This window comes from Paenibacillus swuensis (assembly GCF_001644605.1).
In the GTDB taxonomy this organism is placed as follows: Bacteria; Bacillota; Bacilli; order Paenibacillales; family DY6; genus Paenibacillus_N; species Paenibacillus_N swuensis.
Window position 1 is genome coordinate 2998768 of sequence record NZ_CP011388.1, and the last position, 26128, is coordinate 3024895.

Here is a 26128-nt window from a genome sequence, read left to right on the forward strand (position 1 = left end):
TGCAGGTCCGACCGCAAAAAATTAAAAATTAGTGAAGAAGCTCTTCTTCCTCGTACCATTGTTCCAGCTGGGCTTGCAGTGCCCGAATTTCGGTAAGGAGGGAGATAAGGGGGTACGTCCTCTCGTTAATGGATGAAAAAGATTGCTCCAGCTCGTTAATATACCTCATTCCGCTGATAACGGAATATTGCGGATCAATGAATTCGAGATTGTCGCATTCGGCGACAGCATAGGGCAGTATAGGGACGTTCGTTGCAGTTAGTTTGTCCAGTTCCTTATGTAATCTTCGGTTCAAAGCGCTAAGTTGGTAGGCATAGTCGGCGGGCATTTCGACAAAATGCAATTGGTCCTGCATTCTGAAAATGACATATCGCATGTTCGACATGTGTTGACCTCCCCTCGGCAGAATGTTACGTTCTTACTTGACAGTGTAGCTTATTAAATGGTAAAAATTCAAGTGAAAAAACGCTTAAATTGTCGAGGTTGGGAAGGAGGCCGAACTGGGTCTAATGGAACATTTGGAGCTACAGGCATGGGTAGAGCGAATCTCACTAGCATTCTTCGGGCGGCCTTTCCTGCACCGAGCGACGTTTAACGCGCGCTTGCGTTCCACCGGCGGCAGGTACTTTCTGCGATCCCACAACATTGAGATTAGTCCGCGGCAGTTGGACATGTTCGGCGTGGATGAAGTGGAAAAGATCATCAAGCACGAGCTCTGCCATTATCATTTGCATTTGATGAACAAAGGATACAGACATCGGGATTCGGATTTCAAACGCTTGCTGGCTGAGGTCGGCGGCAGTCGTTTCTGTCAGGCGGCACCGGGGGTGAGGCGGGTGGAGCCTTATCGTTATAAGCTTGTGTGCGCTTCTTGCGGCACCGAATTTATGCGTAAACGCAGCGTGAATGTGCACAAATACGGTTGCGGGAAATGCCGGGGGAAGCTGGTACAAACCGTTCTTGACTCCGTATGATGATCATGATAAATTTACAATTAGTTTAGGTTGCAAGCGTTCCCTGATAGCTCAGTTGGTAGAGCACTCGACTGTTAATCGAGTTGTCACAGGTTCGAGTCCTGTTCGGGGAGCCACATTATTATATTGGTTTGGGGAGATACCCAAGTGGCTCAAGGGGACCCTCTGCTAAGGGGTTAGACTGCGCAAGCGGTGCGAGGGTTCGAATCCCTCTCTCTCCGTATAGGAATACTTCGTCAGCAAGGGATTAGAACCCGACAGGGTTCGGTGGAGCATAAGCTTCGAGTTCTAAGGTGAGTAGCTAAGTTTATCCAGACTGTCCGAGATAATTCTTATGGTAACAAATTTCGTTCATCTGCTAGGCAATTACGTTGTTTTCACTAGTTTGAAGCAATATTCTACGAATAAGGAAACGAATTTCTCTCATGTGCACTGGTGAGTACATATGAGGGAAAAACGTTTCCTTATTTTGATGAGGTACAATGAGCTGGGCGCGTAATAGGGTAAATGGATGATCGACGAGAGAAATTAGTTACCTTCTGTATGAAACTGGAACAGAATAATGCTTGTCATTATGCTATATTTGCGCTATAATCATTTTTGTCGCCAAAAACGACAGCATGTCAACGAGGCCCGTTGGTCAAGGGGTTAAGACACCTCCCTTTCACGGAGGTAACAGGGGTTCGAATCCCCTACGGGTCACCATTCTTTATTAGCTGCTAGTGAGCTAATTCATCCAGATTTGCAGCACGAGCCATTAGCTCAGTTGGTAGAGCACCTGACTTTTAATCAGGGTGTCGTAGGTTCGAATCCTACATGGCTCACCACTTTATTCCTCAGATAAGTGGGAGCGGCTTATTTTTTTTATGTATATGCGCGGTCGTGGTGGAACGGCAGACACGCTATCTTGAGGGGGTAGTGCCCAATGGGCGTGAGGGTTCAAATCCCTCCGACCGCATACGAAGGAAGTCCTTACTGGGTAAGGGCTTTTTTTGTTTTAGTAAATAAAGAATACGCACCGCACTTTGCATTGTGATGTTGAAACCGGTCCTAGACTGTGGCATGTCCACGGTTGGGGCCGGTTGTGCGTTTATGGTAATTGTTAACCTGTGTCTAAAGCACTAATTGGAAACATCTGGAGTTCCAGAGTTGCATGACATTCTCATCAGTACAAGGACAGCGAATTGTGATATATCTATAATGATACAATATGTATCATTATAGATATAGGAGTTGAGTGGATGTGAGAGGCATGTTGAAATGGATTAACGTAGTTACCTTAGTTAGTATCCTCTGTACAGTCCCGTATCCTACAGGGGCAAAAGCAGTAGGAGGCTCGTCATCACCAAACACAGGTTCTTATGCACAAGTGCTCCAACGCTGGACCGAATGGTTCGAAGCCATTCATAACCGGGACTGTGCCGAAACGGACAGTTGTCAGAAACGCGATGAAGAAATTCGGAGCATTCAGGGATTCCGAGACCAGCTGAACGCTTTGAATCCAGACTTACCTGAGCATTTGGCGCTGGTGGATCCCCTGTGGAATGAAATTAAATCACAGTTCCCTAAGGATGAGCATCTGCTTATTCGTAAAGAACTACTGGAATGCATCAAGCTGTTGGGCATGGTGTATGCCGGAGACGGAAAAGATCTGCTTAAGCTGTACAAATCGTTTCAAACGAAGCGAGGATTATTATTGAAATTATCAGAGCCCGCAGGTATCCAGGGCGGAATCCAGGTTGCGGATGTGGTGGAGTTTTTATTGGGTAGTCAGCGTTATAGAGGATTTGAGGAGCATTTCAAATACTACTGGCACGGCAACGTGGATAGCCTTTATGACATGCTTGAAAGCAAAGCATCTTCCGCATGGTACGTCCACGAGATGAAGATTTTGCAAGAAATGTTGAATAGACGCGGTGCAAACGAAAACAAGGTAGCCAAACTAATCAACTACTACAAGCTGTTGTCTCCGCAGACGATCGTTGCCTTAGGAAAGCAGGAGCATGTAGGAGCCCAGCTGCTAAGCAAGTATCCTGCAGCACGCAAGGCAGTATTTAATGCCCTAATCCGTGCAAATATGAAAATGGACATCAGATGGTTTAATGTAGGGACGAGGGCGGAAGTTAGATTATACGTCTTTGGCAGACCTGTAGATCTAGTTTATTGGAAAGACGGTAAATACCACAGAAGATACGCATATAACGATTTAGGAGATGAACATGTATCTTTTGATATAAATAAAGGAGATTATTTGGGGGTCATCATTCACCCGATTCGAGAAAGCGCGAAATTTAAAGTGCGGTTCGAGCTGTCTCCAGATACCGATACATCCACTTTATCCGTAACCGAGATCTTCCAATCCCAGAGAGGGGAGTTATACCCAGCCAATCAACCTGCCATTAAGTATATGAGCGAATATAAAGAAGGAAAGTATATTTATGGGTACTTTGATTTTACTTATAATCGCTACAAGCCTGACCGATATCTAGTTTATGTATCTGTTGACGGTTTACTTCGAAGAGAGTTTCCAGAACATACTTGTGCGCTAGGTGGAGATAACTGCTCATATGGACTATATCTGCCTAATGGTCGTACTACAATCATCTATGTGTATTACATTTATGGCGAATCGGTCAGTACGCCCCTGATTTATGAGTATAAATCACGCAATCCACTGGATTAACCAGCCTAATTCATGCCAAAATAAAGTTATATATCTGAAAATAAGCAAAGTTTTTCCGTAAATACGATGAGCGCTTTATGCATCTCCATGCGACAATCATATTAACCCCAAAACACAAAGGAGATGTTATAATTCATGAGTAAACTTACGGAGAAACTATCGGAACAAGAAGTGCAGTTCTATAAAGAACAAGGTTACCTTCTGTACAATAAGCCTTTATTTTCTGAAGAAAAGTTGCAAGCTCTAACAGGTCTGTTCGAAGAACAACTAGCCCAGAAGGGCAGTAAATTATCCGATGAGCTGGACACTCCGCATTTCCGTGAGGAACGCCTTCTGGACTATTTGCTAAGCGATGAAGTGCTTGATGTGGTGGAGCAATTAATCGGTCCCAATATCGGACTCTGGTCCTCCCATTTCATCTGTAAAGATCCGTTCGTCGGCCGCAAAACACCTTGGCATGAGGATTCCTCCTACTGGAAAGGCCGTGTAAGCAATTTCGACAACATCATTACGGTTTGGCTGGCTATTGATGATTCCAATAAAGAGAACGGTTGCATGCAAGTCATTCCCGGCTCCCATGCCAACGGATTCTCGGACTATGAGTCTGTCGACGGAGAAAAGAATTTATTTAACACGCAAATCAAGGACGTGGATGTATCGAAAGCGGTGCATTTCGAACTGAAGCGGGGCGAATGCTCGCTGCATGATTCCAGAATTATTCACGGCGCAGATGCAAACACAAGTCCGAACCGCCGTTGCGGGTATACGATGCGTTATTTTGCAACCGATATTGAGATTTATGCTGATAAAAACCCGGACTTTAAAGTATGGCTCGCCCGCGGCAAGGACCTGGCAGGCAACAAATATGCGAATCAATAAATAGAGATGTCATGCTAATGAAGGAGTGAACCCATCAGGTGGAGCCGAAACGACTGACGAAAGAGCATTTTCTGGGGCTCAATGTACCCTTGCGGTTGTATCATCAGATTGTGGACAACGGGGTTGACCTTCATTGGCATGAATTCTATGAATTTTGTTATATTACGAAGGGCTCGGGTGTGAACATCATTAATGGTTCCCCGGTTCCGTTGCAAGCTGGGAGTATGTTCTTGCTCACGCCGGCGGACTTTCATGAGATTTATCCGAATCCGGGTGAGACACTGGAATTGTACAATGTGGTGTTTGCTGAAGAGATTTTGTCAGAGGAGCTTAGGGAAGTGCTGTTTGCCAGATTCAGGTGGTACAGCGCCTATGTAGAGCCGCATGAACATCAACGCATCTGCGCGGAGTTCGAGACGATCGGAACGGAAATGACAACACTGAGGTTAGGGCACAGCATCATGGTGAAAGGCGCATTGGAGCGGCTGTTGCTGGAGCTGGCCAGACGTGACGATACCTCGGCTTCATCGTTGGAGGTGTTGGTTTCTTCGCATCGAGCTGCACCTATACGTAAAGCCCTTGTACACATACAGCATTACTTCCGGGAAGAAATTCGGCTTGAAGACGCGGCGAATCAGGCAAGGCTGGCGCCTAATTATTTCAGCGAATGCTTCAAAGAGACGACAGGCGTGAACTTTCAGACGTATGTGCAGAACCTGCGGATTTCATTTGCTCAGTCGTTGCTGCTTGCATCCAAGATCCCGGTAACGGACGTGTGTTACGCGTCGGGGTTTCGGAGTATAGCCCACTTCAATCGCGCGTTCAAAATGAAAACAGGCGTTTCGCCCCGACAATATCGACAACAGGAAACGGTGAGCTCGACAGAGGTTTATTAGGTTTGTTGAAGCGATGACTGCTTAAGCAGTTTCCGGATTTGAGGATCACTATATGCATACGGCCCCTTTCACCAATGAGCCTGTTGTGGATTTATGGGAAGTGAATCAATGGATGACGGATCATATGAAGTCACTTTTTGAGCAAAAGTTTAATCTGTAAGTGGTTGAAGTGCTGAACTGGGTTCAGCGCTTTTTTTTTCCTCATTTAGCCAACTTGACCAGCTTTGGGAGAAACATGGAGTAGGAGTAGGGGGATATTTTAAGTTATTTATTTCTGTTTCCATAAAAAGTCCTAACATCCAACATATTTCTTGCTTCGTCACCCACTTCGTTCTGTTACGATCAATATAGTAATCGCTTACATAATTTTATGGACGAAGGTGACGATCATGTATTTTGGTGTGGATTATTACCCGGAACATTGGCCCAAGGGGCGTTGGGCGGTCGATGCAGCTATGATGAGGGAGGCCCATATCAACATTGTGCGGCTGGCTGAATTCGCATGGGCGAAGATGGAGCCGGAGGAAGGCCGATTCGATTTCACATGGCTGGATGAAGCGATTCGTATTTTCCAAGCGGAAGGCATTCAGGTCATATTGGGTACACCGACCGCGGCTGCGCCCAAGTGGCTGATGGATCTCTATCCTGACATGTATCCTGTGGATGTATACGGAATGACCAAAGGGTTTGGCACAAGAAGGCATTATTGTCCGAATCATATCATTTATCGTCAATATTCCCGGATAATCGTTCAGAAGATGGTTGAACATTACGCGGATCAAGAACAAGTCATTGCATGGCAAATCGATAATGAATTTGGCGGTGCTTGTTACTGCAATCATTGTCTGAAAGCGTTTCGATTGTGGCTTAGGAACAAGTACGGCGATATTCAGACGTTAAATGCGGAATGGGGCACGATCTTCTGGAGCCAGACTTACCGGCACTGGGATGAAATTATTGTGCCCGCCTATTCTTCAAGTGACGGATTTAGTCAGAATGCGAACGCCGAGCAATGGATGAGCACGCCTTACAATCATAACCCAAGCCTGCTGCTGGATTACCAGCGGTTCTTTACCGATGCAACGGTTGACTATCAACAGCTCCAGATTGATGTGCTTCGCCAATATACAAAATTGCCGATTACGCACAATCTGATGGGACATTATAGCGAACTGGATTATTATAAGCTGGGCGAACCTCTGGATGTGATTTCTTGGGATAACTATCCTAACAATATGTGGGGCAAAAGCTCGTGGACGGATATCTCGATGGCTCATGATTTGATGCGAGGCGTTAAAGAGAAGAATTTCTGGATGATGGAGCAGCAGAGCGGTCCCTGCGGATGGCAGATGATGGGCGATACACCGGAACCCGGGCAAATTCGTTTGTGGACATATCAAGCGATTGCCCACGGTGCCGAGGCGATGGTTTACTTCCGCTGGAGAGCTTGTACAGTAGGCATTGAACAATATTGGCACGGCATTCTGGACCATGACGGCATCGGCAGAAGAAGGTTGCGGGAAGTGACGCAGGTCGGCGAGGAATTGAAGCGGGATGCGGCCTGGTTCGTGGATTCTGAGAATCGCAGCGATATCGCGCTAATCAAGAGCTATGATAATTTCTGGAGTCATCGCGGTCAGCCTCACAATTCCAAGTTCAATTATAACGCACTTCTAAGCCAATATTACGGCGCACTGGCTACCCAGCATTATGGCGTGGATGTTACAAAAGCGGAGACTAATTTCGCGAAATATAAACTGGTTCTCATGCCTGCTTTCAATCTGGTAACCGAGGAGATAGCAGACAAATGCGAGCGTTATGTCGCTGACGGCGGGGCTCTTGTTATCACATTCCGTTCGGGAACGAAGCTATGGAATAACCAAATGAGCACTCTAACGGTGCCCGGGTTATTCAAGGACATGGCAGGCGTGGAACTCGAGGAATTTGATTCCGTTAACTTCGGGAGAACGGTAGCGGTGGACGGCAGTTTCGGCAATAGTAACGCCTCCATGTGGTGCGATGTGCTGAAGCTAAACGGCGCGGAAGTACTTGCAACTTATGGCAGCCACTATTACGAGGGAAAACCCGCAGTGACGGTCAATCGTTACGGCAAGGGTACGGTTTATTATGTCGGCTGCGATCTGGACACGGCCGGTATGACCCATTTGTTGAAAGCCATTGCATCCGAGCAAGGTGTTCGGCCGGTTCTAAGTCAACCCACCGAAGGTCTGGAAGCGGTCCGCAAACGTAAAGACGAACAGGATTATATCATGCTCCTGAACCATAATGCACATGCCTTAGAGGTGACCCTGCAAGGCACTTATACAAATTTGCATGACGGCGCAGTTATGGAGGGCAGAACGGAGATTGCCGGTTATGGCGTGCGAATTTTAATCCAAGAATGATTTAACAATCAATGAAGCCCGGCTCAAGCGATGAATTCGCTGTGCAGCCGGGCTTCAAAGGTTTGAATAAACTTCAAATGGCCCGTTTCACGGCTCCTCTACAATCGGAAGCGTAACCATCACACGCGTACCTTCTCCAACCACACTCTGGTATTTCAGCCCATACGACAGCCCGAAATACAGCTGAATACGGTCATGTACATTTCTCGATCCATACCCCGTATGGGAAGGTGTAGGCTGCCCTTCTTCTCTTTCGATCAGCATGCCTATCCCATTGTCTATAACACTGATCATGACCGAAGTATTCTCAAGCCGGCCTTCAATCCTAACGGTGCCGGTCTTATCCGCTCTGCGCAGTATTCCATGCAGAATCGCATTCTCCACTAATGGCTGCAGGATGCTTTTCAACGTGTACAGCTGTCTTATTTCTTCCGATACGTCGATGATTAAGGTTAGATTTTGACTAAAACGCATATTCTGGATGTCAAAGTACAAGCTCACATGCTGCATTTCCTCTTCCAGTGTGATAACGTCCCGGCCGCCGCTTAGGCTAATTCGGTAGTATTGAGCTAGTCCCTCTACAACCTGAGACACCTGTTCCCCGCGATTTCTCCAGGAAAGCCAATTAACAAGTTCCAGAGTGTTGTATAAGAAATGGGGACTGATTTGTGCCTGCAAGGTACGCAGCTCCGCACTCTTCAGTGCTTGTCCCGCTTCATATTTCTCCTGAACAAACCGATTCAGCATACTCAGCATATAGTTGTAATCGCCGATCAGCATGTCAATTTCATCCTTACCCTGTACGGCATCCATGGGCGTCAAGTTACCGGTGTGAACGGAACGCAGTCTGCGCGCCAGGCGGGTTAATCGGCCGGTAATCGATTTGGAGAAGAAGAAAGCGATGAAATAGGCGCCTGTTCCCAGGAAAAACAGCATCAACAGGATGTAATTACGAATGCGGTTGCTATCCGCCATCATTTCATGTAAGGAAAGCACAGTGACCATCGTCCAGTCCGTGTTGTCGATTTTCTTGGAAGCGACAAGCACATCCTGCGCATGCTGATGTTCCCTGCTCCAGTCGGAGTTGGCAACCAGTTCACGGAGCTTGTAATCCGAAATTTTATATTTAGAGAGCATCCCAGTGTTTGAAGCGGCAACGACATCACCGTAACTGTTGACGATATAAGTGACACTATTAGGCGTTGTACTTGCCTTAGCCAGCAGATGGGTCAAGTCATCCGCGGAGAATTCGAAATGAACGCTGCCGAGCCGGTTCGTGTAATTATCGGGATCCACAATGGTTTTGACATATGCCAGATACGGCGGGTCGTCCTCGCCTTCAACCCCCAGATATGCCGCGGGAGCCCAAAAGTTATTCAGGTGTTCGCGCTCCATCTTCTGATACCATCGTTCCTTCATCCCGTCATCCAAACTGAACAGATTCACATTCTCATGGGAATACAGAAGCTCGCTTCGGACATACAGCTTCGCCATCGTTATATTCTCGCCGTCTTGCAGGGTAGTCAGATAGTTACGCAGCACATACATATCCTGCATTTGCTTGACGAGATTGTCGGTTTGGGTTGACTTCAGAAGTCGGATTAAATTCGGATTCTTGAATAATAGGTTCGCCGACTGTTTAATGTTATAAATTTTATAACTCAAGAATGTATACGACTGCTCGAAAGACTGCTCCGCGGCGAAAGTGACTTTATCCTCCACAAGCTCAGAAGAGGTATGGTAGAACAAGTAGGACATCATACCGAGAGGCATGAGGATGAGCAGAAAGTACGACAGAAGCATTTTGCGCATCATCATGAGATGGTTCGCTTTCGAAACTCGGAAGGGGTTAATCCCGTATGCTTGCGGAAGATCCTCGCAAAGTAATTGGCATCCTGCAGCCCGACACTTACGGCGATATCGGCAATGGATTTGTCCGTTTGCGTAAGCAGTTCAATCGACTGTCCGATGCGATATGCGGTAATGTACTGAGTAAGCGTCTGTCCGGTCTTCTGTTTGTACAATGAGCTTAAATACGCCGGAGTAAGAAATATGTGCTGACTGATGTCAGGGATCGTTAATGCTTCATCCTGATAATGTTTAAATATATAACGGTGCACCTGTTGGACGAGATCGACGCTTGGTTTGGGAGTATTGTGTCCATCCCGGAACGATGCGACCATCTCCAACAGTGACCCATGTATCGCTTCCAGCAGATCATATTGAATAAAGGTTTCCCACAGAGCTGTATCTTCCTGAGCGTACTTGCCCAGTGGAATGCCTTGCTTTCGTGCTGTGCTGCTCAGTTTCTGAGCCATTCGCGCATAAATGCGTTTCACTTGCTCGACCGGTAAATAAGCCTGTTCCATGCACCTTGATTGGATGCCCTGAACGAACAATTCCACTTGCTGCCCTGTGTCCTTGCCGAGTAAACCGTCAAATTCGGCCAGCCACCGGTCCAGTGTGCGCTCATCCAGAAAGGATGTTGATGCGGTTTGCATAAAAACAAGACCCTCATAACCTTGATAAAACCTATGGGAAAGACCTTCTCTCGCCGCCGCTGTGGAGCTCATAATAAGCTCAGCGCGGTCCGCGGGTGCACCCAAGCTGAGAAATAACTTATGTTCTTCAACCTGATTCACAAGGTCCCGGGCAACGCCCCGCAGCGTCTGTTGAAACCATACCTCCTTGTCAGGCACGACGCTGAGTAAATGCGCGACAACGGTCCGCCCATCCACAAAACAAGCTAATGTCTCAAAGCCGCGATGCCTGCAAACTTGATCCAGCGTTTCCAGGAACAACGGTTTGTTTATCGGATCGGATGCAGTAAGAGGAGACAAGCTAATCCACACAGGCAGGGCGCGGAAAGATGAAGTTGCATGAATGCCTGTCATGCCGGCCTCGTCCATCATACGCTGCAATTCTTCGCTTGAAACGGTTCGCTCCGTTAATCGAAGCGCAGCTTCGGACTTTACTAACGGCAAAGCGGATTGCAGCTTAAAGGACCACTGTTGCTCACGCTCCTGTTTCTTCCTGCTTTCGACACATTCATCGGCGGCTTGCTTTAACGTTTCGGTCATTTGTTTAATATTCAGCGGTTTCTCAATATAAGACAGCGCTTTCAGGTCGATGGCGGATAACAAATACTGCTTATCCGTATATCCGCTCATGAAAATTACTTTGCAATGAGGGAACTGCTTCACAAGAAGATAGGACATTTCTACTCCGTCCATGTGCGACATGCGCACATCAGTCAATATAATGTCCGGAGTAAACGTTGCGCAGAGGGTGATTGCCGTGGTACCGTCATCGGCTTCCTTGACCTGTGTGACGCCAAGCTCCGACCAAGGAATTCTCTCCACTAATCCTTCTCTTGTTAACTTCTCATCATCTACTACCAGCACATTCAGCAGGAGAAGTCCCCCTTTAACTCAAACTGATAAAGCGTTTACATTTCAAGTATACATGAGGATGACGCCGGTTTGTAACATCATTTCAAGGTTCGTAGAAAAATGCTTAAATCATAAATATTTCTTGCTTCGCCCATTCCAGGCTTCTGTTACGATGAGATCAACACAGCGGGAGCAGGATCGAATGGAGGTTCGCCATGATTAACGCATTAAGTCAAACGGCTAGAAAAGTAATCAAGTACCGTGTCATGCTTCTTATGTTATTGCCCGGCATATTGTTCTTCGTGATGTTCAGTTATCTTCCAATGCTGGGAATCGTAATCGCTTTCAAAAAGTTGAATTACACGGACGGCATTTGGGGAAGTCCCTGGGTTGGTTTCGAGAATTTCAGGTTTTTATTTCTTTCCGGTAATTTGGGAGCGATTATTCGGAACACCGCTTTGTATAATCTTGTTTTTATTATATTAGGTAACGGCTTGGCTATCGGGGTCGCGATCATGCTTGCGGAATTGACGAGCCGCCTGTTTAAGAAAACGGCACAGTCTTTGTTGTTCATCCCTTACTTTATTTCATGGGTAGTTGTAGGCGCTTTCATCTATAGTATTTTCAACTATGAGTTCGGACTCTTGAACAGCCTGTTGAAAACCTTACATATCGAGCCTGTTAACATCTACGACCAGCCGCCGGCATGGGTTTCCATCATCATCTCGTCTTACTTGTGGAAAAACATCGGCTATTTCTCCATCATCTATCTGGCCGCCATATCCGGAATTGATCAGGGATTGTACGAGGCGGCGCAAATCGACGGGGCTAATGTGCTGCAGCGTATTCGATTCATAACACTGCCTTCGCTCATTCCGACTGTTGTGGTGCTCATTTTGCTTGCGCTCGGAAACGTATTCAGGGGCGATTTCAATATGTTCTTCCAGATTGTCGGCGACAACGCCATGGTATTCGGTCACACGGATGTGATCGATACGTTTGTGACAAGATCCCTGCTGAAAACACGGGAATTCGGCATGTCGTCCGCGGCGGGACTGCTGCAATCGACTTTGTGCTTCGTTCTCATCGTAACTGTAAATTCGGTCATAAGGAGAGTGGATAAAGAAAATGCCCTCTACTAAACAAATCCGGCGCACTGCCGACGAAACGATATTTCGGGGAGTGTCATACACCGTCATTACCTTGCTCTCGATAGCCTGCCTGTTGCCGTTCATCGTTATCATCTCAGGCTCGCTGTCTAATGAGGAAGCGATCTTGCAGTACGGATACAGCTTATGGCCGAGAGACTTCAGCCTGGATGCATATGATGCGATCTTCTTGAACTCGGGACTTCTGCTCAAATCCTACAGGGTGACGGTGCTTGTCACGTTGTCCGGCACGCTGCTCGGGCTGTTTCTGACCGCTATGACGGCCTATGTATTATCAAGGAGAGATTTCGAGTGGAGGAACGGATTCGCCTTCTTCTTCTTCTTCACCACCTTGTTTAACGGGGGCATTGTTCCTTGGTATATCCTTTGTGTACAGTACTTTCATCTGAATGACAACTTTGCCGGTCTGGTGCTGCCGATGCTGCTGAACGTGTTCAACATCATTATTATGAAGAGCTTCATGAGCCGAATACCGGATGCCATTACGGAATCCGCGAAGATCGACGGAGCGGGAGACTTCCTGATCTTCCTTAAGCTGATCCTGCCGCTGTCCAAACCCGTACTAGCCACTATTGGTTTGTTCATCGCGCTTAACTATTGGAACGATTGGTTCCTGAGCTTTATTTTCATGCAAAATGAGAACTACTTCACGCTGCAGTTTACGCTGTACCGCGTGCTGACGATGGCTCAGGCATTGCAGAGCACGGCGGGGACGGTGGCAGGCACGCAGGCTGTCATTCCGACCGAGACGTTGAAGCTGGCCATGACGGTTGTCGCAACCGGTCCGATTCTGCTCCTGTATCCTTTCCTGCAGAAATATTTTGTTAAAGGTCTGACCATCGGTGCTGTTAAAGGGTAACCCCGCAGATTGCGGATTATCATAGATACGATATTGAGAAGGGGAGCTGAAAAAAGTGAAGTCGATGTTTAAATTGCACAGCTTATGTCTAGCGCTTCTGATGGTGACCGTTGTTATTCTGTCAGGCTGCAGCGGCGGGAACAAGGAATCGAAAGATGCGGCCAATAACGCTTCAAACGCAAGCGTCAATACCGGAAACGCGGTAAATACAAACACGGAAACAGCCAAAGAGCCAAATCCGCTCGATACAACGGAAGAGAAGAAGCTCAGCATTTACCTGCTTGGTGACGCTCAAGCGGATGCGGGTATCGTCTATGATGAAGTCAATAAGAAACTGAAATCCGATCTTAACGCTACATTGGATGTGAAATATATTCCGTGGGCTGACTGGCAGAGCAAATATAATCTTGTGTTTGCTGCCGGAGAAGACTTTGACGGCATTTATACAGGCAGCTGGACTGGATATGCCGAGCAAGTAACCAAAGGCGGCTTCATGGAAATTACCGAAGAGATGCTCCAAACGTACGCACCCGACTACTACAAGATTCTGCAGGAGAAATATCCAACTGCGCTTAGTGAAACGAAGATCAACGGAAAAAGCTACATGCTTCCTGCATTTGACGTATGGGCAGACAGCACAATGGTAACCATTCGCGGCGATCTGCGCGAGAAATACGGCTTATCGGAAGTGAAGACGATCGATGACTTCGATAATTACCTTATGACCGTAGCGAAGAATGAGAAAACGCTTGTAGCGTTCAACGCGAGCGGGCAGGACATGTTCCAGGATTACATGAATCTCGCTTACTATGTGCCTAATAATATGATGCCGGTGAATACCGGCATGCCTTACCTCGCTTACAAGCTGGGCGAAGAGCAGCCAAAGATTGTTAATGTGCTGGATGACCCTGCTTACAGAACAGCGCTGGAGAGAGCGAAGAAGCTTGCGGATGCCGGAGCCATTCCGAAAAGCGTGCTTACGAATAAAACCCGCGCTCAAGACACATGGAAAGCGGGCAAAACAGCAGCTGTTCCGGGAGGACTCGCGGTTGTTAACGGACGCCAGAACGAAGCGGACTCTGATCATCCGGAGTGGAAAGCGGAGACGATTGATCTTTGGCCGGATGCGGTCAAAGCGGTCGGCCCGGGTAACGGTTCCGGCTTTGCGATCCACGCGGGCTCCAAGAATTGGGAACGTCTGTTGATGGCATACAATCTCCTGATTACAGACAAGGCTTACCAAACACTGACGCAGGTTGGTATTGAAGGCAAACACTACACTGAAGATAACGGTGTTTATATCAAGGGTCCTGACGGCGACAAATTTGCAAATTCAAGCAACTGTCCGTGGGGTTGGCAGAACAAAGATTTAATGCTTCGCCCGGGTAAAGGTGCATGGATCCGTATGGATTATGATCAGAAGTGGCGCAATGAAGGCAAGGCGATCTCGCCGGTGTTAAGCGCGATGAACTTTGTGGACACCGATGTGAAGAATGAATTGTCCGCGATCAACAACATGATTCAGACTCGCGGCTATATTCTCTCAAGCGGTAAACCCAAAAATATTGATAGTGAGCTGCAGAAGCTGCAAAGTGAACTGAAAAGCGCAGGCATTGAAAAAATACAAAAAGCGATGCAGACCCAAGCGGACGCGTTTATCGCCAGCAGATAATAAAGTTGAGAATATGGTAAAGGTACGAGGTCATTTGAAACGATTGCTGTTTTGATGACCTCCGTTTTCTTTAAATTATAGGACCAGGAGGCGAACTGATGTTTCTTTACAAATGGGCTAAAGCGGTAAGGATTGCTGTGCTCATGGCTTTGGCGGTTCCAACGGGATGGATGCCTGTACAGGTGGCTGAAGCCGCAAGCGAGCAAGGAGTTGTGTTATCGAAAAACCCGGGGTTTGAAACCGGGGATGCGACGGGTTATCTGTCTTGGGGCGCGATCCAATATAATAACAGCTCGAATGCTTATAAAGGCAGTTATGCAGCGAGAATAGATGCCGGCAGCGGAATCTATCAGACGGTGGAAGGGTTAAGCCCGAACACGGCGTACACCGTAAAAGTGTACGGCAAGAAGGAGACTTCAGGCGGAAGCACAGGCGGACTGTATGTAAAGAATTATGGCGGCAGCGACCAAGTGGCTGAATTCACATCGACCGCTCACACCGTTTATACACTGAATTTCACAACAGGTTCAAGCTCAACTTCCGCTGAGATCGGCATCTGGAACGGGAATAACACAGGGGGCAACATCCTGTATGCGGATGAACTTATTCTAATATTGCCGGCTGCTAATCTGATTCAGAATCCGAGTTTTGAGTCTGGAGACGCGAGCTGGACGCTGTGGAACAACGCGGGCGCCGTTGCCAATAACGCGAATTCCGGAAGCTACAGTATGCGAGTCGGTGAAGCGATCGGGGACCGATATCAAGATATTACTACCGGCTTTACAGTCGGCAAGACCTATACCGCAAGCGGCTGGGGAAAAGTGAGCAAGCAGGGCGCCGTCGGTTACATGGTTATATCGGCTTGGAACAGCAGCTATGTGAAGCTGGAAGAAGCCATCATCCCCTTTTATAACTGGCTTGAATATACGCAGAACTCCGCAACAATTGTCGTACCTCCGAATACGGTACGTCTTATGGTAGAAGTGAAGAATAATGAAGGGAACAACGGTTACGCTTATTTTGACGATTTGATTCTGAAAGAAAACAGCGGACCGACGTATTATATCGATACAGCAGCGCCCAATGACAACAATAACGGGACGTCTCCGTCTACGCCATGGAAGTCGATTGCCAAGGTGAACAGCACGGTGTTTGCGCCGGGTTCCACCATCCTGTTCAAAGGCGGGCAAACGCATAACGGGAATGTTCAGTTTGACGGGAGTGATTTGGGTACGATTGCAAGTCCGATCACCGTTGCTTCCTATGGAACGGGCATGGCCACCATCTCTGCTGGGAATGGTTCGGGCATTAAGCTTACCAATACGTACGGATATTCGATACGCAATGTGATATTGGACGGGGGTAATCGGCTTACGAATACGGGAAAGGGGATTGATGTTAACAACAACAGCAGTGCAAGGAAGCTGAAACTTCTCCATGTCTATAATACGACAGTGACTCATTTCAGAACGGGCATTATGCAGAGAACGCTGCTGGACACATCCACGTATCACCGTAAACTCGAGGCGGCTAATTTTATCAATAATAACGTGCATACAGTCTTTGAATATGGCATCACTTCGCAGGAATTAACTTCAACCGGCGCCGACAGGGATGGGAATGGTTATGCCATTGGTGTAAACTCGGACACCGTCAGCCATGTCTATGCCGGAGGCAACACGATTTATGACAGTGTGAATCCGAATGACGAAAGTTGCTGGGGACTGTTCTACGGCGGTAAAGCTTATATGCTTATGGTGGAACGCAATACCGCTTACGACGGCAGAGCTAAAGAGGGATTATGGCACTGGGGCGGCAGCAACAGCGTCTATCAGTTCAATACGGTTCATGACATTTACACAAGCGGAGCAGACGGGGACGGCATTAATCCAGGCGCTTCCAGTAACGCACTGATTCAGTATAACTATATTTATAATTGTGATGGTGCCGGGGTGCTTCTGGATATCGGCTATGGGGAAGATTTTGTCGCAAGGAATACGGTTACCCGCTATAACACAATCCATGACACCTACATGAAGTACGGCGGCGGCCTGTGGGGCGAGTTGTACGGCGGAATTGCGATTAACGGCAAGGGAGAAAACCACACCATCTATAACAACACCATCACAACCGAGAACGGGTCGCCGGCCATTACGATACAAGGAGCGCATTATAACTGGGATCCGAATTCAACGAATATTCTCGGCACTAATAACTTCAAGATTTATAACAACATTCTGAATGCCTATAATGGCAGTATTTTGCTGGCAACCAGCGTATCTTCAAGCAGTACGGGAGAAATCAAAGGGAACTTGTATTATACAAACGGAGGTTCGTTCAAAATCATCAACCGGTACGGCAGTGACACGGTTTACACCAGCATGTCATCTTGGAGAAGTGCTCTGGGCTATGAGACGAGTTCGGGAGCGGACACGTCAACAACTGGCAACCCGCAGTTGGCTAACCCGACTGGGAGCGGATCCATTAACAACTTCAAGATTGGCTCAACCTCAGCCGCGAAGGACAAAGGCTTGAATCTTGCGTCCTTGTATGGTTTCGACGTAGGGAAGATCGATATTTATCAAAATGGAACTCCATTTAATACGTCATATGATATTGGAGCCCATGAGTTCAGATAATACGGGAAATAAAGGAGTCCGTGCATGAAAGCTAAGCTCGCAGAGCCGTTATTCGATGTAAGTTATGTTCATCAAGCGCCTATCGTTACGGAAGGAAGTCCGGGTACAGAGGGTAATATGTTCGGTTTCGAAGGAGGGTTTGCGCTTAAAATCAGCGGAACTTATCATCTGTTTACGACAGAGATGGCAGGTCTCCCCATCTGGACAAAGACCAGGCTGGCCTATTGGCGAAGCCGTGATTTGCTGCACTGGGAGCGGGTCGGCACGTTGCTGGAATCCAGCGGAGACTTCACAGGCAGCGACACACATGCCTGCTTGTGGTCACCAATGCCGATATGGGAGGAGACGCAGAACCGATGGGTACTGACGTATGTCTGTTATCGGTCCAAGCCGAATACCAAGGAAGCCTGGTACCGAAATTATGACGGGCGCATTGCGCTGGCCGCCTCAGAGACGCTGGGCAAGGATGGAATGGGCGGACCTTATAAGGAACTGGACATTATTATGAAACCCGGGGCAGAATCAGCAGACTGGGAAGGATTGATGGGGGTAGACTCGTTCTTCCCTTATATGACTGATGATGGCTGGAAGGCGTGGTATGGCAGCTCCATCGAAGTCAATGGACTTGCGGCGGCTCCGGCGCTTAGCGGACCCTGGGAACGAATCTCATATGAGGCACCGGTAAGCCGGCATACGGAGAATCCGGTTGTCACTAAGCTGCAAGACGGAACCTATGTCGCTTTCTTCGACGGGTGCGGACATCTGCAGAAGTTTGGTTACATGGTCAGTGAGGATGGTCTAAACTGGTCTGAGCCTATCGTAATTGATCTGGACGGCCACCCCGGCAAATGGTGGGGACTGAGCCGCACACCTCTTGGCTTAATCGAGGAAGGCGAAGGTGAATATACGCTACTGTTCACCGCTTATAATCGTAATTTCTATGACATTCCCGGAATCTGGTCTGCGGGTACGGATGATGTGTTCGACGGGTATTATGCAAGTATTGGGTTTATTCGATTAAAGGATATCCGAATATAAGCAAAGTATTTCCGTAAATATGTTGAGAAGCCCTTAGTAGCCCCGCCTCGCCGTTCTGGCGAGGCGGGCTACTAAGGGCTTTTTTTGTGTGTATTGAATTAATGTGCGCGAACATCATTTATATGCTAAGGATTCCCCTGGAGAATAACATTGCCGCTAGACGCTTCATTTCCAATAATGGTTCATTCTTTTTTGTTTATTTGCTACATTTGTTTTATGAACAGGACATCCTCCATTGAATCTTCTTTGATGAAGATAAGCACTGGCAAAAGTTTGTGGCTATACAGAGCGAAAAAATTCGTCCCGTGGTCGGTTCGCTGAAAGGTTAAATTCCATAGCTAAGAAGATATCTAAAGTAGGAGGCCTGAAGGCCGACGCGTCGTATGGTGGGGACCGCAGGGTGTTTTCTGGGATCAAGTGAATGCAGACGGGTATCCTAAATTCACAGAGAACTGGACGGAGATGCCGGATACAGAAAAGGTTAAATTCAAGCTCCAGTATTTCAATTTCGCAGGTAACGCGACATTCATTGATACGGCGAAAATGAAAAATGAAATGAATTTACCCGAACCGAAGCGTAAATGGTCCACTGTTGCCCAAACCAATGTATTCTGGAAAACGTCCAAAAATGTAACCGAATTTCTGAATTTGGATCCTTCGGCAGAGCTGCCCGAAGGTATTGCAGCCCAGTCTGTCAAAGACATCTATGCGCAAACTTTCGCCAAATCGTTATTCGCCAAGGATAAAGCACAACTGGATAGTCTATTGGATCAAGGGTTGGACAATATGGAGAAGGTCGGCTTGGAGAGAGTCTTGAAATTCAAAACGGAGGCATGGCATAAGAATTTGGAACTGCTTAAATAATGATCTTAATCTGGAAGGAGAGCTCGGAATGTATCATGTATTACTGGCCGATGACGAGCGATTAGATCTGGAAGGCTTAAAGAGACTAGTTCCGTGGGAATCCTATCAAATGTCTGTAGACGGAGCAGTGAACAGCGGGTTTTCCGCCTTGGATCATATGAAGAACCGGTCAGTGGATATTCTGGTTACGGATGTAAATATGCCTCGGATGTCAGGTATTGAATTAGCCCGGGCAGCCCTCGAGATGAATCCTTCTTTGAAGGTTATCTTTGTCAGCGGATACGAGGACTTTCATTATGCTCAATCGGCACTACAGATGGGTGCGTGCAGCTATGTGCTTAAGCATGTCGATGACGTCGAATTCCTTTCATGGGCTCTTGCAGCAGGATGCACGACAGTAATCAAACCCCTCCGACCGCATACGAAGGAAGTCCTTGCTGCTTTGCTGGTAAGGGTTTTTGTTTTTTTTGGAAATGCCATCTTACCTAGGCAGGAGCGACAAGCGATGTTTTTACGAGTGAATTCATAGTAAAAATTTATCGTTATTCCTCATTGACGATTGTATGATTTAATTTGACAAGTCCAGATTCCGATTCCAGGTTGATAAAATGTAAGGGTTCACATGATCTCACTACTGGATGTATCCAGACTTCTATGCTAGATTAATAGTTAAATAAAGGAAGGTGCTAACACATGACGGCAAACCCACATATGCGTAAGGAACGACAGCCCAATATACTATGGATATCCCTGGAGGATACAAGCCCACGATTCGGTTGCTACGGGGACCCGATTGCCTGCACACCGAATATTGATCGCCTGGCAGATGGTGGAACGATGTACCGCAATGCTTACTCGGTAGCGGGGGTATGCGCGCCAAGCAGATCCGCCATCATTACTGGTATGTATCCTACCTCAATCGGGACGCATCATATGCGAACGGCTCACACAAATCCTTATACGCCGGAGCTTCCGACGCCCTACGAGGCGATTCTGCCTCCATATGTCAAAACGTTTACTGAATACTTAAGAAGAGCTGGATATTATTGCTCAAATAACGCAAAAACAGATTACCAGTTCGCTCCCCCGCTAACCGCATGGGACGATTGCAGTCATAGTGCGCATTGGCGTAATCGTGATAAAGATCAGCCGTTTTTTGCCGTATTCAACCCGATAATAACGCATGAAAGCGGCATGTGGAAAGACGAGAATCCGTTGAATACAGATCCGGATCGTATCGCCATGCCACCATATTTGCCGGATACGCCCAAGTCGAGACAAGCGCTAGCCCGCCATTACGACAATCTCATGGTGGCAGATCAGGCGGTTGGTCGCCTATTGGAAGAACTGGAGGAAGACGGGTTAACGGAACAGACCATTGTTTTCCTCTGGAGTGACCATGGCGAAGGTTTGCCAAGGGCGAAACGCTGGCTTTACGATGCAGGCATAAGGGTTCCGATGATCGTGAGTTGGCCAGGGCAAATTCCTGCAGGTCAGTCGACGGATCGGCTTGTGAGCCTCGTCGATCTGGCTCCGACCGTTTTGAGCATGGCTGGACTTGAAATTCCTGCCCATATGCAAGGTGTGCCTTTCTTGGAAACGGACTTGGCCGACCGTGAATACGTCTTCGCAGCAAGGGATCGCTTTGATGAATCCTATGATATGGTCAGAGCCGTCAGGGATCGGCGCTACAAATATATTCGCAACTATTACCCTGAGCTCCCATACTTGCTCTGGATTCCTTACAGCCATCAGCATCCGGTGCTGCAGGAGCTTCAACGGCTGGAAGACACAGGGGCTTTGACGCCACCGATGAAATTGCTGCTGCAACCGTGTCGGCCGACCGAGGAGTTGTACGATTGCGAGGCAGACCCGCATGAAATAAATAACTTGGCAGGTGAACAAGCCCATGCTGTCCAATTGTCCCGCCTTCGAGAAGCGATGGATGGTTGGCGAAGCCGTTATGGTGATTTGGGCGATATGGATGAAGAGTTGATGGTGCGATTGAGATGTCCGGAAGGCGTGAAGCCAACCGCTGTGAAACCGATACTGGTGCCGATCAACGCACAGCATGCCGGCATCATTCCGATTACAGACGCTCATGTCGAGTATAGCGAACTTACGAAATTGCTGCTGCATACCGCTACGCAGGGTGCGAGCATTGCCTATACAATGGAAGATGGAGACATCCCGAGGTGGAAGATCTATAACGGTCCGATTCAGTTGGAGCGAGGGAAGACGCTAGTGCGCGCTCGTTCGGTAAGAATCGGCTTTTGCGACAGCGAAGAGGCTCGAGTTGTCATTACCATTACTTAAATGTCTTTTATTTTATTTTGTTAAGAAAGGGCGAATAATTGGATGGCCAAATGGAAGCTGTCCTTATGGAATAAATATCTGCTCTCCTACTTGCTCGTGTTATTGCTCCCTGTGTTACTTATGGGACAGATTGTCTATGTTCACTTCATCGGTATTCTGAAAGAGCAATCGACTGAAGCGAATCGGACCATTCTATCGAAAATAAGCGAACAAATGGACAACAATCTCAACGAATTCTTGAGTATTGCTGCGCTTATCTCCCGGTCTTCTCAACTCATGGAGGCTGATCCAAGGACAACCGCCGAATTAGGGAAACTGTTGGGGCAACTGGATTACTCCGCTGCGAATGAATATATTGATGAATTGATCGTCTATCGAAAAAACAGTGAATTGTTGCTTTCCAATAAAAGCACCTATTTACCTGTCATCTTCAATAATGAAGTGTTCCAGATTGACGGTTGGAACGCGGACGAAGTAGCGGAGAAACTTCAGGCGCTGCGGGGTCCGGTTATTAAAACGGCCATCCAAAAAACCAGGCAAGCTGTCGATCCTAAGGCTATTGTCTATATGGTGCCTATTCCTTTGAATGCAGAGCAACCTCAAGGGGTGGTCATGTTTGTCATGCAGGAGTACAAATTGAAGCGTCTAATCACCCCCGCCTCGCCGATGTCAAGCCGCAGTTCCTTCATCCTCGATAGCAGTGGTGCTATCTTAACGCAATCACAGCCTCAGCTGTATTCAAAACCAACCTATCTAGAGAAGGTGACTAAGCTCCCGGGAGAAGGGGGGGCGACAGTAATGAACGGAAGCGATACGTATCATGTATCGTCGCTCCGCTCGAACAAGTCCGGCTTGACCTTCGTCACTGTTATTTCGGACGAGGAGTTGATGCGTTCGGCTGTCCAATTTCGGAACCGTGCGCTAGTAGCTTTAGGATGCATCGCTTTTGCGGGAGCGATTCTGATTTATGCCGTGATGCGCCTGAATTATAACCCGATCAAAAGGCTTATCAGGTTGACTGAAGCCCGCTGGGGGAATAAGCTGGGTCAGGCCATCGGTTTGGAGAAGCTGCACGCAGCCATGGATAAAGCAGAGGAAGCGTACAAGGCATGGGAGGCGCAGTCCCAAACCGCAATCGGAGCCAGACAGCAACAGCAGCTCGCGGAGCTGCTGCGGGGCGGATTCGACAGCATAGATTTGTTTAATCGTTCAGGAGCGGAGATCGGACTCGTGTTAACGCGTAACACCTATCAAGTGGTGTTGATTGAACAGGTTCGAAGAGGCAATCTAATCGAACAGCTCTCATCTCTGAACCCTTCTGATTACCTGCCGGAGGCCCTAGAATCTTTCCACATTCAATTGACTACCGGTGAAAGGGCCATCTGGATTGTCTCCTATGAACCGGATGACCCCATGACAGCGGAACGGTGGAGGACGATGCATCGCCAATTGGTTGAAGAGACTGGCGAACAGCTAACGATCGGCATTGGCGGAGCGTGTACAACGCTTGATGGACTAGGCAAATCTTACATTGAAGCGGTGTCCGCCTTGCAGTACTCGGCCGTTCTAGGCAAGAACAATGTTATATTGTTCCAGAATACACCCGTCGAACAGCCCGGAGACAACGGTTGGGATCCAAGCGAACAGTTTGCCAGGATACGTGAACTGCTGACACGAGGTTACACAGACGAAGCAGCTAGGCTAACGGAGGAGTTGGTACAGTTGATTGCCGCTCGCAGCTCAACGCTGTACCTAGCGACTTATTGGTGTTATGAATTGATTCATACGGTTACCAAGGTGGTTTCATCACTACCTAACGTACAAGCCCAAAGTCCATCTATTCCCTATGTGGCCTTATTAACACAGTTGGAAAGCTTCGAGGATCTAATGATTATGGTACAAAAAGTATGTGCCGAAGCTTATTCGCAACTCGCAACTCTTGAAGACCGAACGGGGGAAGATGTAAAGCACGAGCTATACAACCGAATACTGGCGTATTTGAACGAGCATGCCTTTAACCATCAGTTCACCGTTTCGATGCTGGCAGAGGATTTATCCAGCTCGGAAGCCTCGCTTCGGCGCGCATTTAAGGAAGCGAGCGGCACAACCATTTTTCAATATGTTAACGAGCTTCGCATGAACAAGGCGAAATCCCTGTTGGCGACAACGGACATGTCCGTGCACGACATCGTGGAAGTCGTAGGATACAGCGACGACTCCAGCTTCATCCGCAAGTTCCGGCAAGAAAATGGACTGACGCCCGGTGATTATAGGAAAAACCAATGTGCGAATCCAAGCAGGATCCAATAGTGCCAAAGCCAAAAACCCGCTCTGTAAGCGGGTTTTTGGCTTTTTTATCGTCTGTTCTGATCAGCATATTGACCATCTGTGACTTAAATTGCTATAGTCAATTCTGACAAAACATATCGGATTAGTTTTAAATGTTAGTGCTAAGGAGGACACTTAGAAGTGAAAAGAGCAGTTTTGGAACAAACGCGACTTTCTTCGAATAAGAAAACCGGCAGGCTTGAAAGCCGTACATGGAAGCTAATGTTGCGAAATTGGCAGCTGTATGTACTCGTATTACCGGCTGTCATCTATTTGATTGTGTTTCAGTACGCTCCCCTGTATGGGCTGCAGATTGCGTTCAAGCAATACAGTGCAACCAAAGGGATTTGGGCGAGTCCATGGGTCGGTTTTGATCAATTTGAACGGTTTTTTCAGTCGGCTTCCTTCGTGACTACATTAACAAATACGCTTTATTTGTCGGTATACGAGCTTATTTTGTTCCCGATCCCCATCGTCTTGGCCTTGTTGATGAATCATTTGGTTGGCCCTTATAAAAGCGTCGTGCAAACGATTCTATACTGGCCGCATTTCATCTCAACGGTCGTTCTGGTTGGCATGCTTTCGCTCTTCTTAAATCCGCGCAGCGGCCTTGTGAACCATTTCCTTGGTTCTGCAGGGTTGCCAAGCGTCCATTTTATGGCGGAACCCGGTTGGTTCTCCTCTATTTTTGTGTGGTCGGGCGTTTGGCAAAACGCAGGGTGGGGGACCATTATTTACTTGGCCGCATTAACGGCCATACATCCGGAACTGCATGAAGCCGCGATCATGGACGGTGCGAATAAGCTGGACCGCATTCGTCATATCGATTTGCCGGGTATTATGCCCACTGTCATCATCATGCTGCTGTTGGCCTTCGGTTCCTTTATGACGGTCGGGTTCGAGAAAGCCTACTTGATGCAGAATCCGCAGAACGCACCCGCTTCGGAGATCATACAAACCTATGTGTATAAAAGCGGGTTGTTGGGTGCCCAGTTCAGTTATTCGTCCGCGGTTGGGTTATTTAACAACGCTGTGAACTTTCTTATTCTTGTGGTCATGAACGGGATTCTCAAAAAACTCAAACAGACAACGTTATGGTAAGGAGGAGCACACCGTTATGAACAACGCTCGTAACCAGAGCTTAGCAGACCGGCTATTTGACCTTTGCAACATATTCTTTTTTGCCCTGCTGCTCTTGATAGTCTTATATCCCCTCTATTTCATCTTGATCTCGTCAGTAAGCCATCCTGACAGCGTTAACCTGGGGGCGACCTATTGGCTTCCGGATGGCTTTACTTTGGAGGGTTACCGTAAAATTTTTTTGAGCCAGCGGATTTGGCAAGGGTATGCGAATTCCACTTTATATGTGATTGTCGGCACGTCTATCAAACTTGCCTTAACGATATCTGCCGGCTATGCCCTTTCGCGGAAAGATATGCCCGGTCGACAAATCCTCATGATGCTGTTCGTCTTCACGATATTCTTCCAAGGCGGCATGATCCCAAGCTATCTGCTGGTTCGTGAACTGGGCTTATTGGATTCGATCTGGGCAATCGTATTGCCCGGCGCCATAAGTGTTTATCATTTGATCATCGTCCGTACCTTCTTTCAGTCGACGATACCGGATGAACTGCTTGAAGCTTCGCAGATGGACGGGGGTACGAATTGGATCTTCTTTTTCCGCATCGCGATGCCTTTGTCGCTTCCGATTGTCGCCGTCGTTGCTTTGTTCAGCGCAGTCGCGGAGTGGAATGCCTATTTCCAAGCTTTGCTATATATCAAGGATGTGACGAAACAGCCGCTTCAAATCGTACTTCGAGAACTTCTGATTCAAAACCAGCAGTCGCTAGGCACGGATGCGGGTTTGGATGTGCTGGAGCAGCAAAATGCTGCTGAACAGATGAAATACGGTGTGGTCATTATCGCAAGCTTGCCCATGCTTGTCTTATATCCGTTTTTGCAGCGTTATTTTGTCAAAGGGGTAATGATCGGTTCCATCAAAGGTTAATCCGTT

19 protein-coding genes and 5 tRNA genes are annotated in these 26128 nt (G+C 47.6%); 21 read left to right on the plus strand and 3 right to left on the minus strand.

Translation table 11 applies throughout. From position 1 onward, the window contains the following. Nucleotides 1–28: 28 nt before the first annotated feature. Nucleotides 29–385 carry a hydrolase/acyltransferase gene (locus SY83_RS13205; RefSeq protein ID WP_068607212.1) on the minus strand — a complete coding sequence of 119 codons (357 nt, stop codon included), beginning with the start codon at nucleotides 383–385 and terminating at the stop codon, nucleotides 29–31. A 124-nt stretch (nucleotides 386–509) separates the two neighbouring features. On the opposite strand from SY83_RS13205, the gene SY83_RS13210 reads away from it, so the two are divergent. The 10 genes from SY83_RS13210 (at nucleotide 510) to SY83_RS13255 (ending at nucleotide 7837) form a co-directional block, all read left to right on the plus strand. Continuing rightward, on the plus strand, nucleotides 510–974 hold the full coding sequence (locus tag SY83_RS13210) for a SprT family protein (protein WP_068607215.1): 465 nt from the start codon (nucleotides 510–512) through the stop codon (nucleotides 972–974). A gap of 40 nt (nucleotides 975–1014) precedes the next feature. After that, a tRNA-Asn gene (locus SY83_RS13215) sits at nucleotides 1015–1090 on the plus strand. A 17-nt stretch (nucleotides 1091–1107) separates the two neighbouring features. Beyond that, nucleotides 1108–1195, plus strand: a tRNA-Ser gene (locus SY83_RS13220). Nucleotides 1196–1604: 409 nt separating this feature from the next. Next, nucleotides 1605–1679 (plus strand) — tRNA-Glu (locus SY83_RS13225). 46 nt (nucleotides 1680–1725) lie between these two features. Continuing rightward, a tRNA-Lys gene (locus SY83_RS13230) sits at nucleotides 1726–1801 on the plus strand. Between the two features lie 49 nt (nucleotides 1802–1850). After that, a tRNA-Leu gene (locus SY83_RS13235) sits at nucleotides 1851–1932 on the plus strand. A gap of 411 nt (nucleotides 1933–2343) precedes the next feature. Next, nucleotides 2344–3657 (plus strand): hypothetical protein, encoded by a 1314-nt coding sequence (locus SY83_RS13240; protein WP_068607216.1) that lies wholly within the window; start codon nucleotides 2344–2346, stop codon nucleotides 3655–3657. A 135-nt stretch (nucleotides 3658–3792) separates the two neighbouring features. Continuing rightward, complete coding sequence (locus SY83_RS13245) at nucleotides 3793–4536, plus strand: phytanoyl-CoA dioxygenase family protein (protein WP_068607218.1); 744 nt, start codon at nucleotides 3793–3795, stop codon at nucleotides 4534–4536. Between the two features lie 38 nt (nucleotides 4537–4574). Next, nucleotides 4575–5432, plus strand: a complete 858-nt coding sequence (locus SY83_RS13250; protein ID WP_068607220.1) for an AraC family transcriptional regulator — start codon at nucleotides 4575–4577, stop codon at nucleotides 5430–5432. A 389-nt stretch (nucleotides 5433–5821) separates the two neighbouring features. Next, nucleotides 5822–7837 carry a beta-galactosidase gene (locus tag SY83_RS13255; RefSeq protein ID WP_068607222.1) on the plus strand — a complete coding sequence of 672 codons (2016 nt, stop codon included), beginning with the start codon at nucleotides 5822–5824 and terminating at the stop codon, nucleotides 7835–7837. Nucleotides 7838–7924: 87 nt separating this feature from the next. On the opposite strand, the gene SY83_RS13260 is transcribed toward SY83_RS13255, so the two are convergent. Both SY83_RS13260 and SY83_RS13265 read right to left on the minus strand, forming a co-directional pair. Continuing rightward, entirely contained in the window at nucleotides 7925–9655 is a 1731-nt protein-coding gene (locus tag SY83_RS13260; protein WP_068607225.1) for a cache domain-containing sensor histidine kinase, read from the minus strand. Beyond that, nucleotides 9652–11241 carry a response regulator transcription factor gene (locus SY83_RS13265; protein ID WP_068607227.1) on the minus strand — a complete coding sequence of 530 codons (1590 nt, stop codon included), beginning with the start codon at nucleotides 11239–11241 and terminating at the stop codon, nucleotides 9652–9654. Before SY83_RS13265 ends, SY83_RS13260 begins: the two co-directional genes overlap by 4 nt. Before the next feature lie 203 nt (nucleotides 11242–11444). Here SY83_RS13265 and SY83_RS13270 point away from each other — a divergent pair, with 203 nt between their 5' ends. The 11 genes from SY83_RS13270 to SY83_RS13320 all read left to right on the plus strand — a co-directional run bounded on the left by SY83_RS13270 (nucleotide 11445) and on the right by SY83_RS13320 (nucleotide 26122). Continuing rightward, nucleotides 11445–12371 carry an ABC transporter permease gene (locus SY83_RS13270; RefSeq protein WP_068607229.1) on the plus strand — a complete coding sequence of 309 codons (927 nt, stop codon included), beginning with the start codon at nucleotides 11445–11447 and terminating at the stop codon, nucleotides 12369–12371. After that, a complete protein-coding gene (locus tag SY83_RS13275) occupies nucleotides 12358–13257 on the plus strand; it encodes a carbohydrate ABC transporter permease (protein WP_068607231.1) in 900 nt (299 codons plus the stop codon). Before SY83_RS13270 ends, SY83_RS13275 begins: the two co-directional genes overlap by 14 nt. Nucleotides 13258–13321: 64 nt before the next feature. Then, nucleotides 13322–14929 carry a DUF3502 domain-containing protein gene (locus SY83_RS13280; protein ID WP_197479853.1) on the plus strand — a complete coding sequence of 536 codons (1608 nt, stop codon included), beginning with the start codon at nucleotides 13322–13324 and terminating at the stop codon, nucleotides 14927–14929. A 98-nt stretch (nucleotides 14930–15027) separates the two neighbouring features. Further along, entirely contained in the window at nucleotides 15028–17568 is a 2541-nt protein-coding gene (locus SY83_RS13285) for a carbohydrate binding domain-containing protein (protein ID WP_068607234.1), read from the plus strand. Nucleotides 17569–17592: 24 nt separating this feature from the next. Beyond that, nucleotides 17593–18606, plus strand: coding sequence for a glycoside hydrolase family protein (locus tag SY83_RS13290; protein WP_068607236.1), 1014 nt, complete (start codon nucleotides 17593–17595; stop codon nucleotides 18604–18606). 417 nt (nucleotides 18607–19023) lie between these two features. After that, the gene (locus tag SY83_RS13295; RefSeq protein ID WP_068607238.1) at nucleotides 19024–19470 is read left to right on the plus strand and encodes a hypothetical protein; all 447 of its coding nucleotides are present in this window, start codon (nucleotides 19024–19026) and stop codon (nucleotides 19468–19470) included. 28 nt (nucleotides 19471–19498) lie between these two features. Further along, complete coding sequence (locus SY83_RS13300) at nucleotides 19499–19999, plus strand: response regulator (RefSeq protein WP_068607239.1); 501 nt, start codon at nucleotides 19499–19501, stop codon at nucleotides 19997–19999. 182 nt (nucleotides 20000–20181) lie between these two features. Continuing rightward, nucleotides 20182–21786, plus strand: a complete 1605-nt coding sequence (locus SY83_RS13305) for a sulfatase family protein (protein WP_082882759.1) — start codon at nucleotides 20182–20184, stop codon at nucleotides 21784–21786. A 42-nt stretch (nucleotides 21787–21828) separates the two neighbouring features. Beyond that, nucleotides 21829–24096, plus strand: a complete 2268-nt coding sequence (locus tag SY83_RS13310; protein ID WP_068607242.1) for a helix-turn-helix domain-containing protein — start codon at nucleotides 21829–21831, stop codon at nucleotides 24094–24096. A gap of 159 nt (nucleotides 24097–24255) precedes the next feature. Further along, nucleotides 24256–25215: an ABC transporter permease gene (locus SY83_RS13315; RefSeq protein ID WP_231891249.1), complete on the plus strand. Its 960-nt coding sequence runs from the start codon at nucleotides 24256–24258 to the stop codon at nucleotides 25213–25215. Nucleotides 25216–25231: 16 nt separating this feature from the next. Further along, entirely contained in the window at nucleotides 25232–26122 is an 891-nt protein-coding gene (locus tag SY83_RS13320) for a carbohydrate ABC transporter permease (protein WP_068607244.1), read from the plus strand. The last annotated feature ends 6 nt before the right edge of the window (nucleotides 26123–26128 follow it).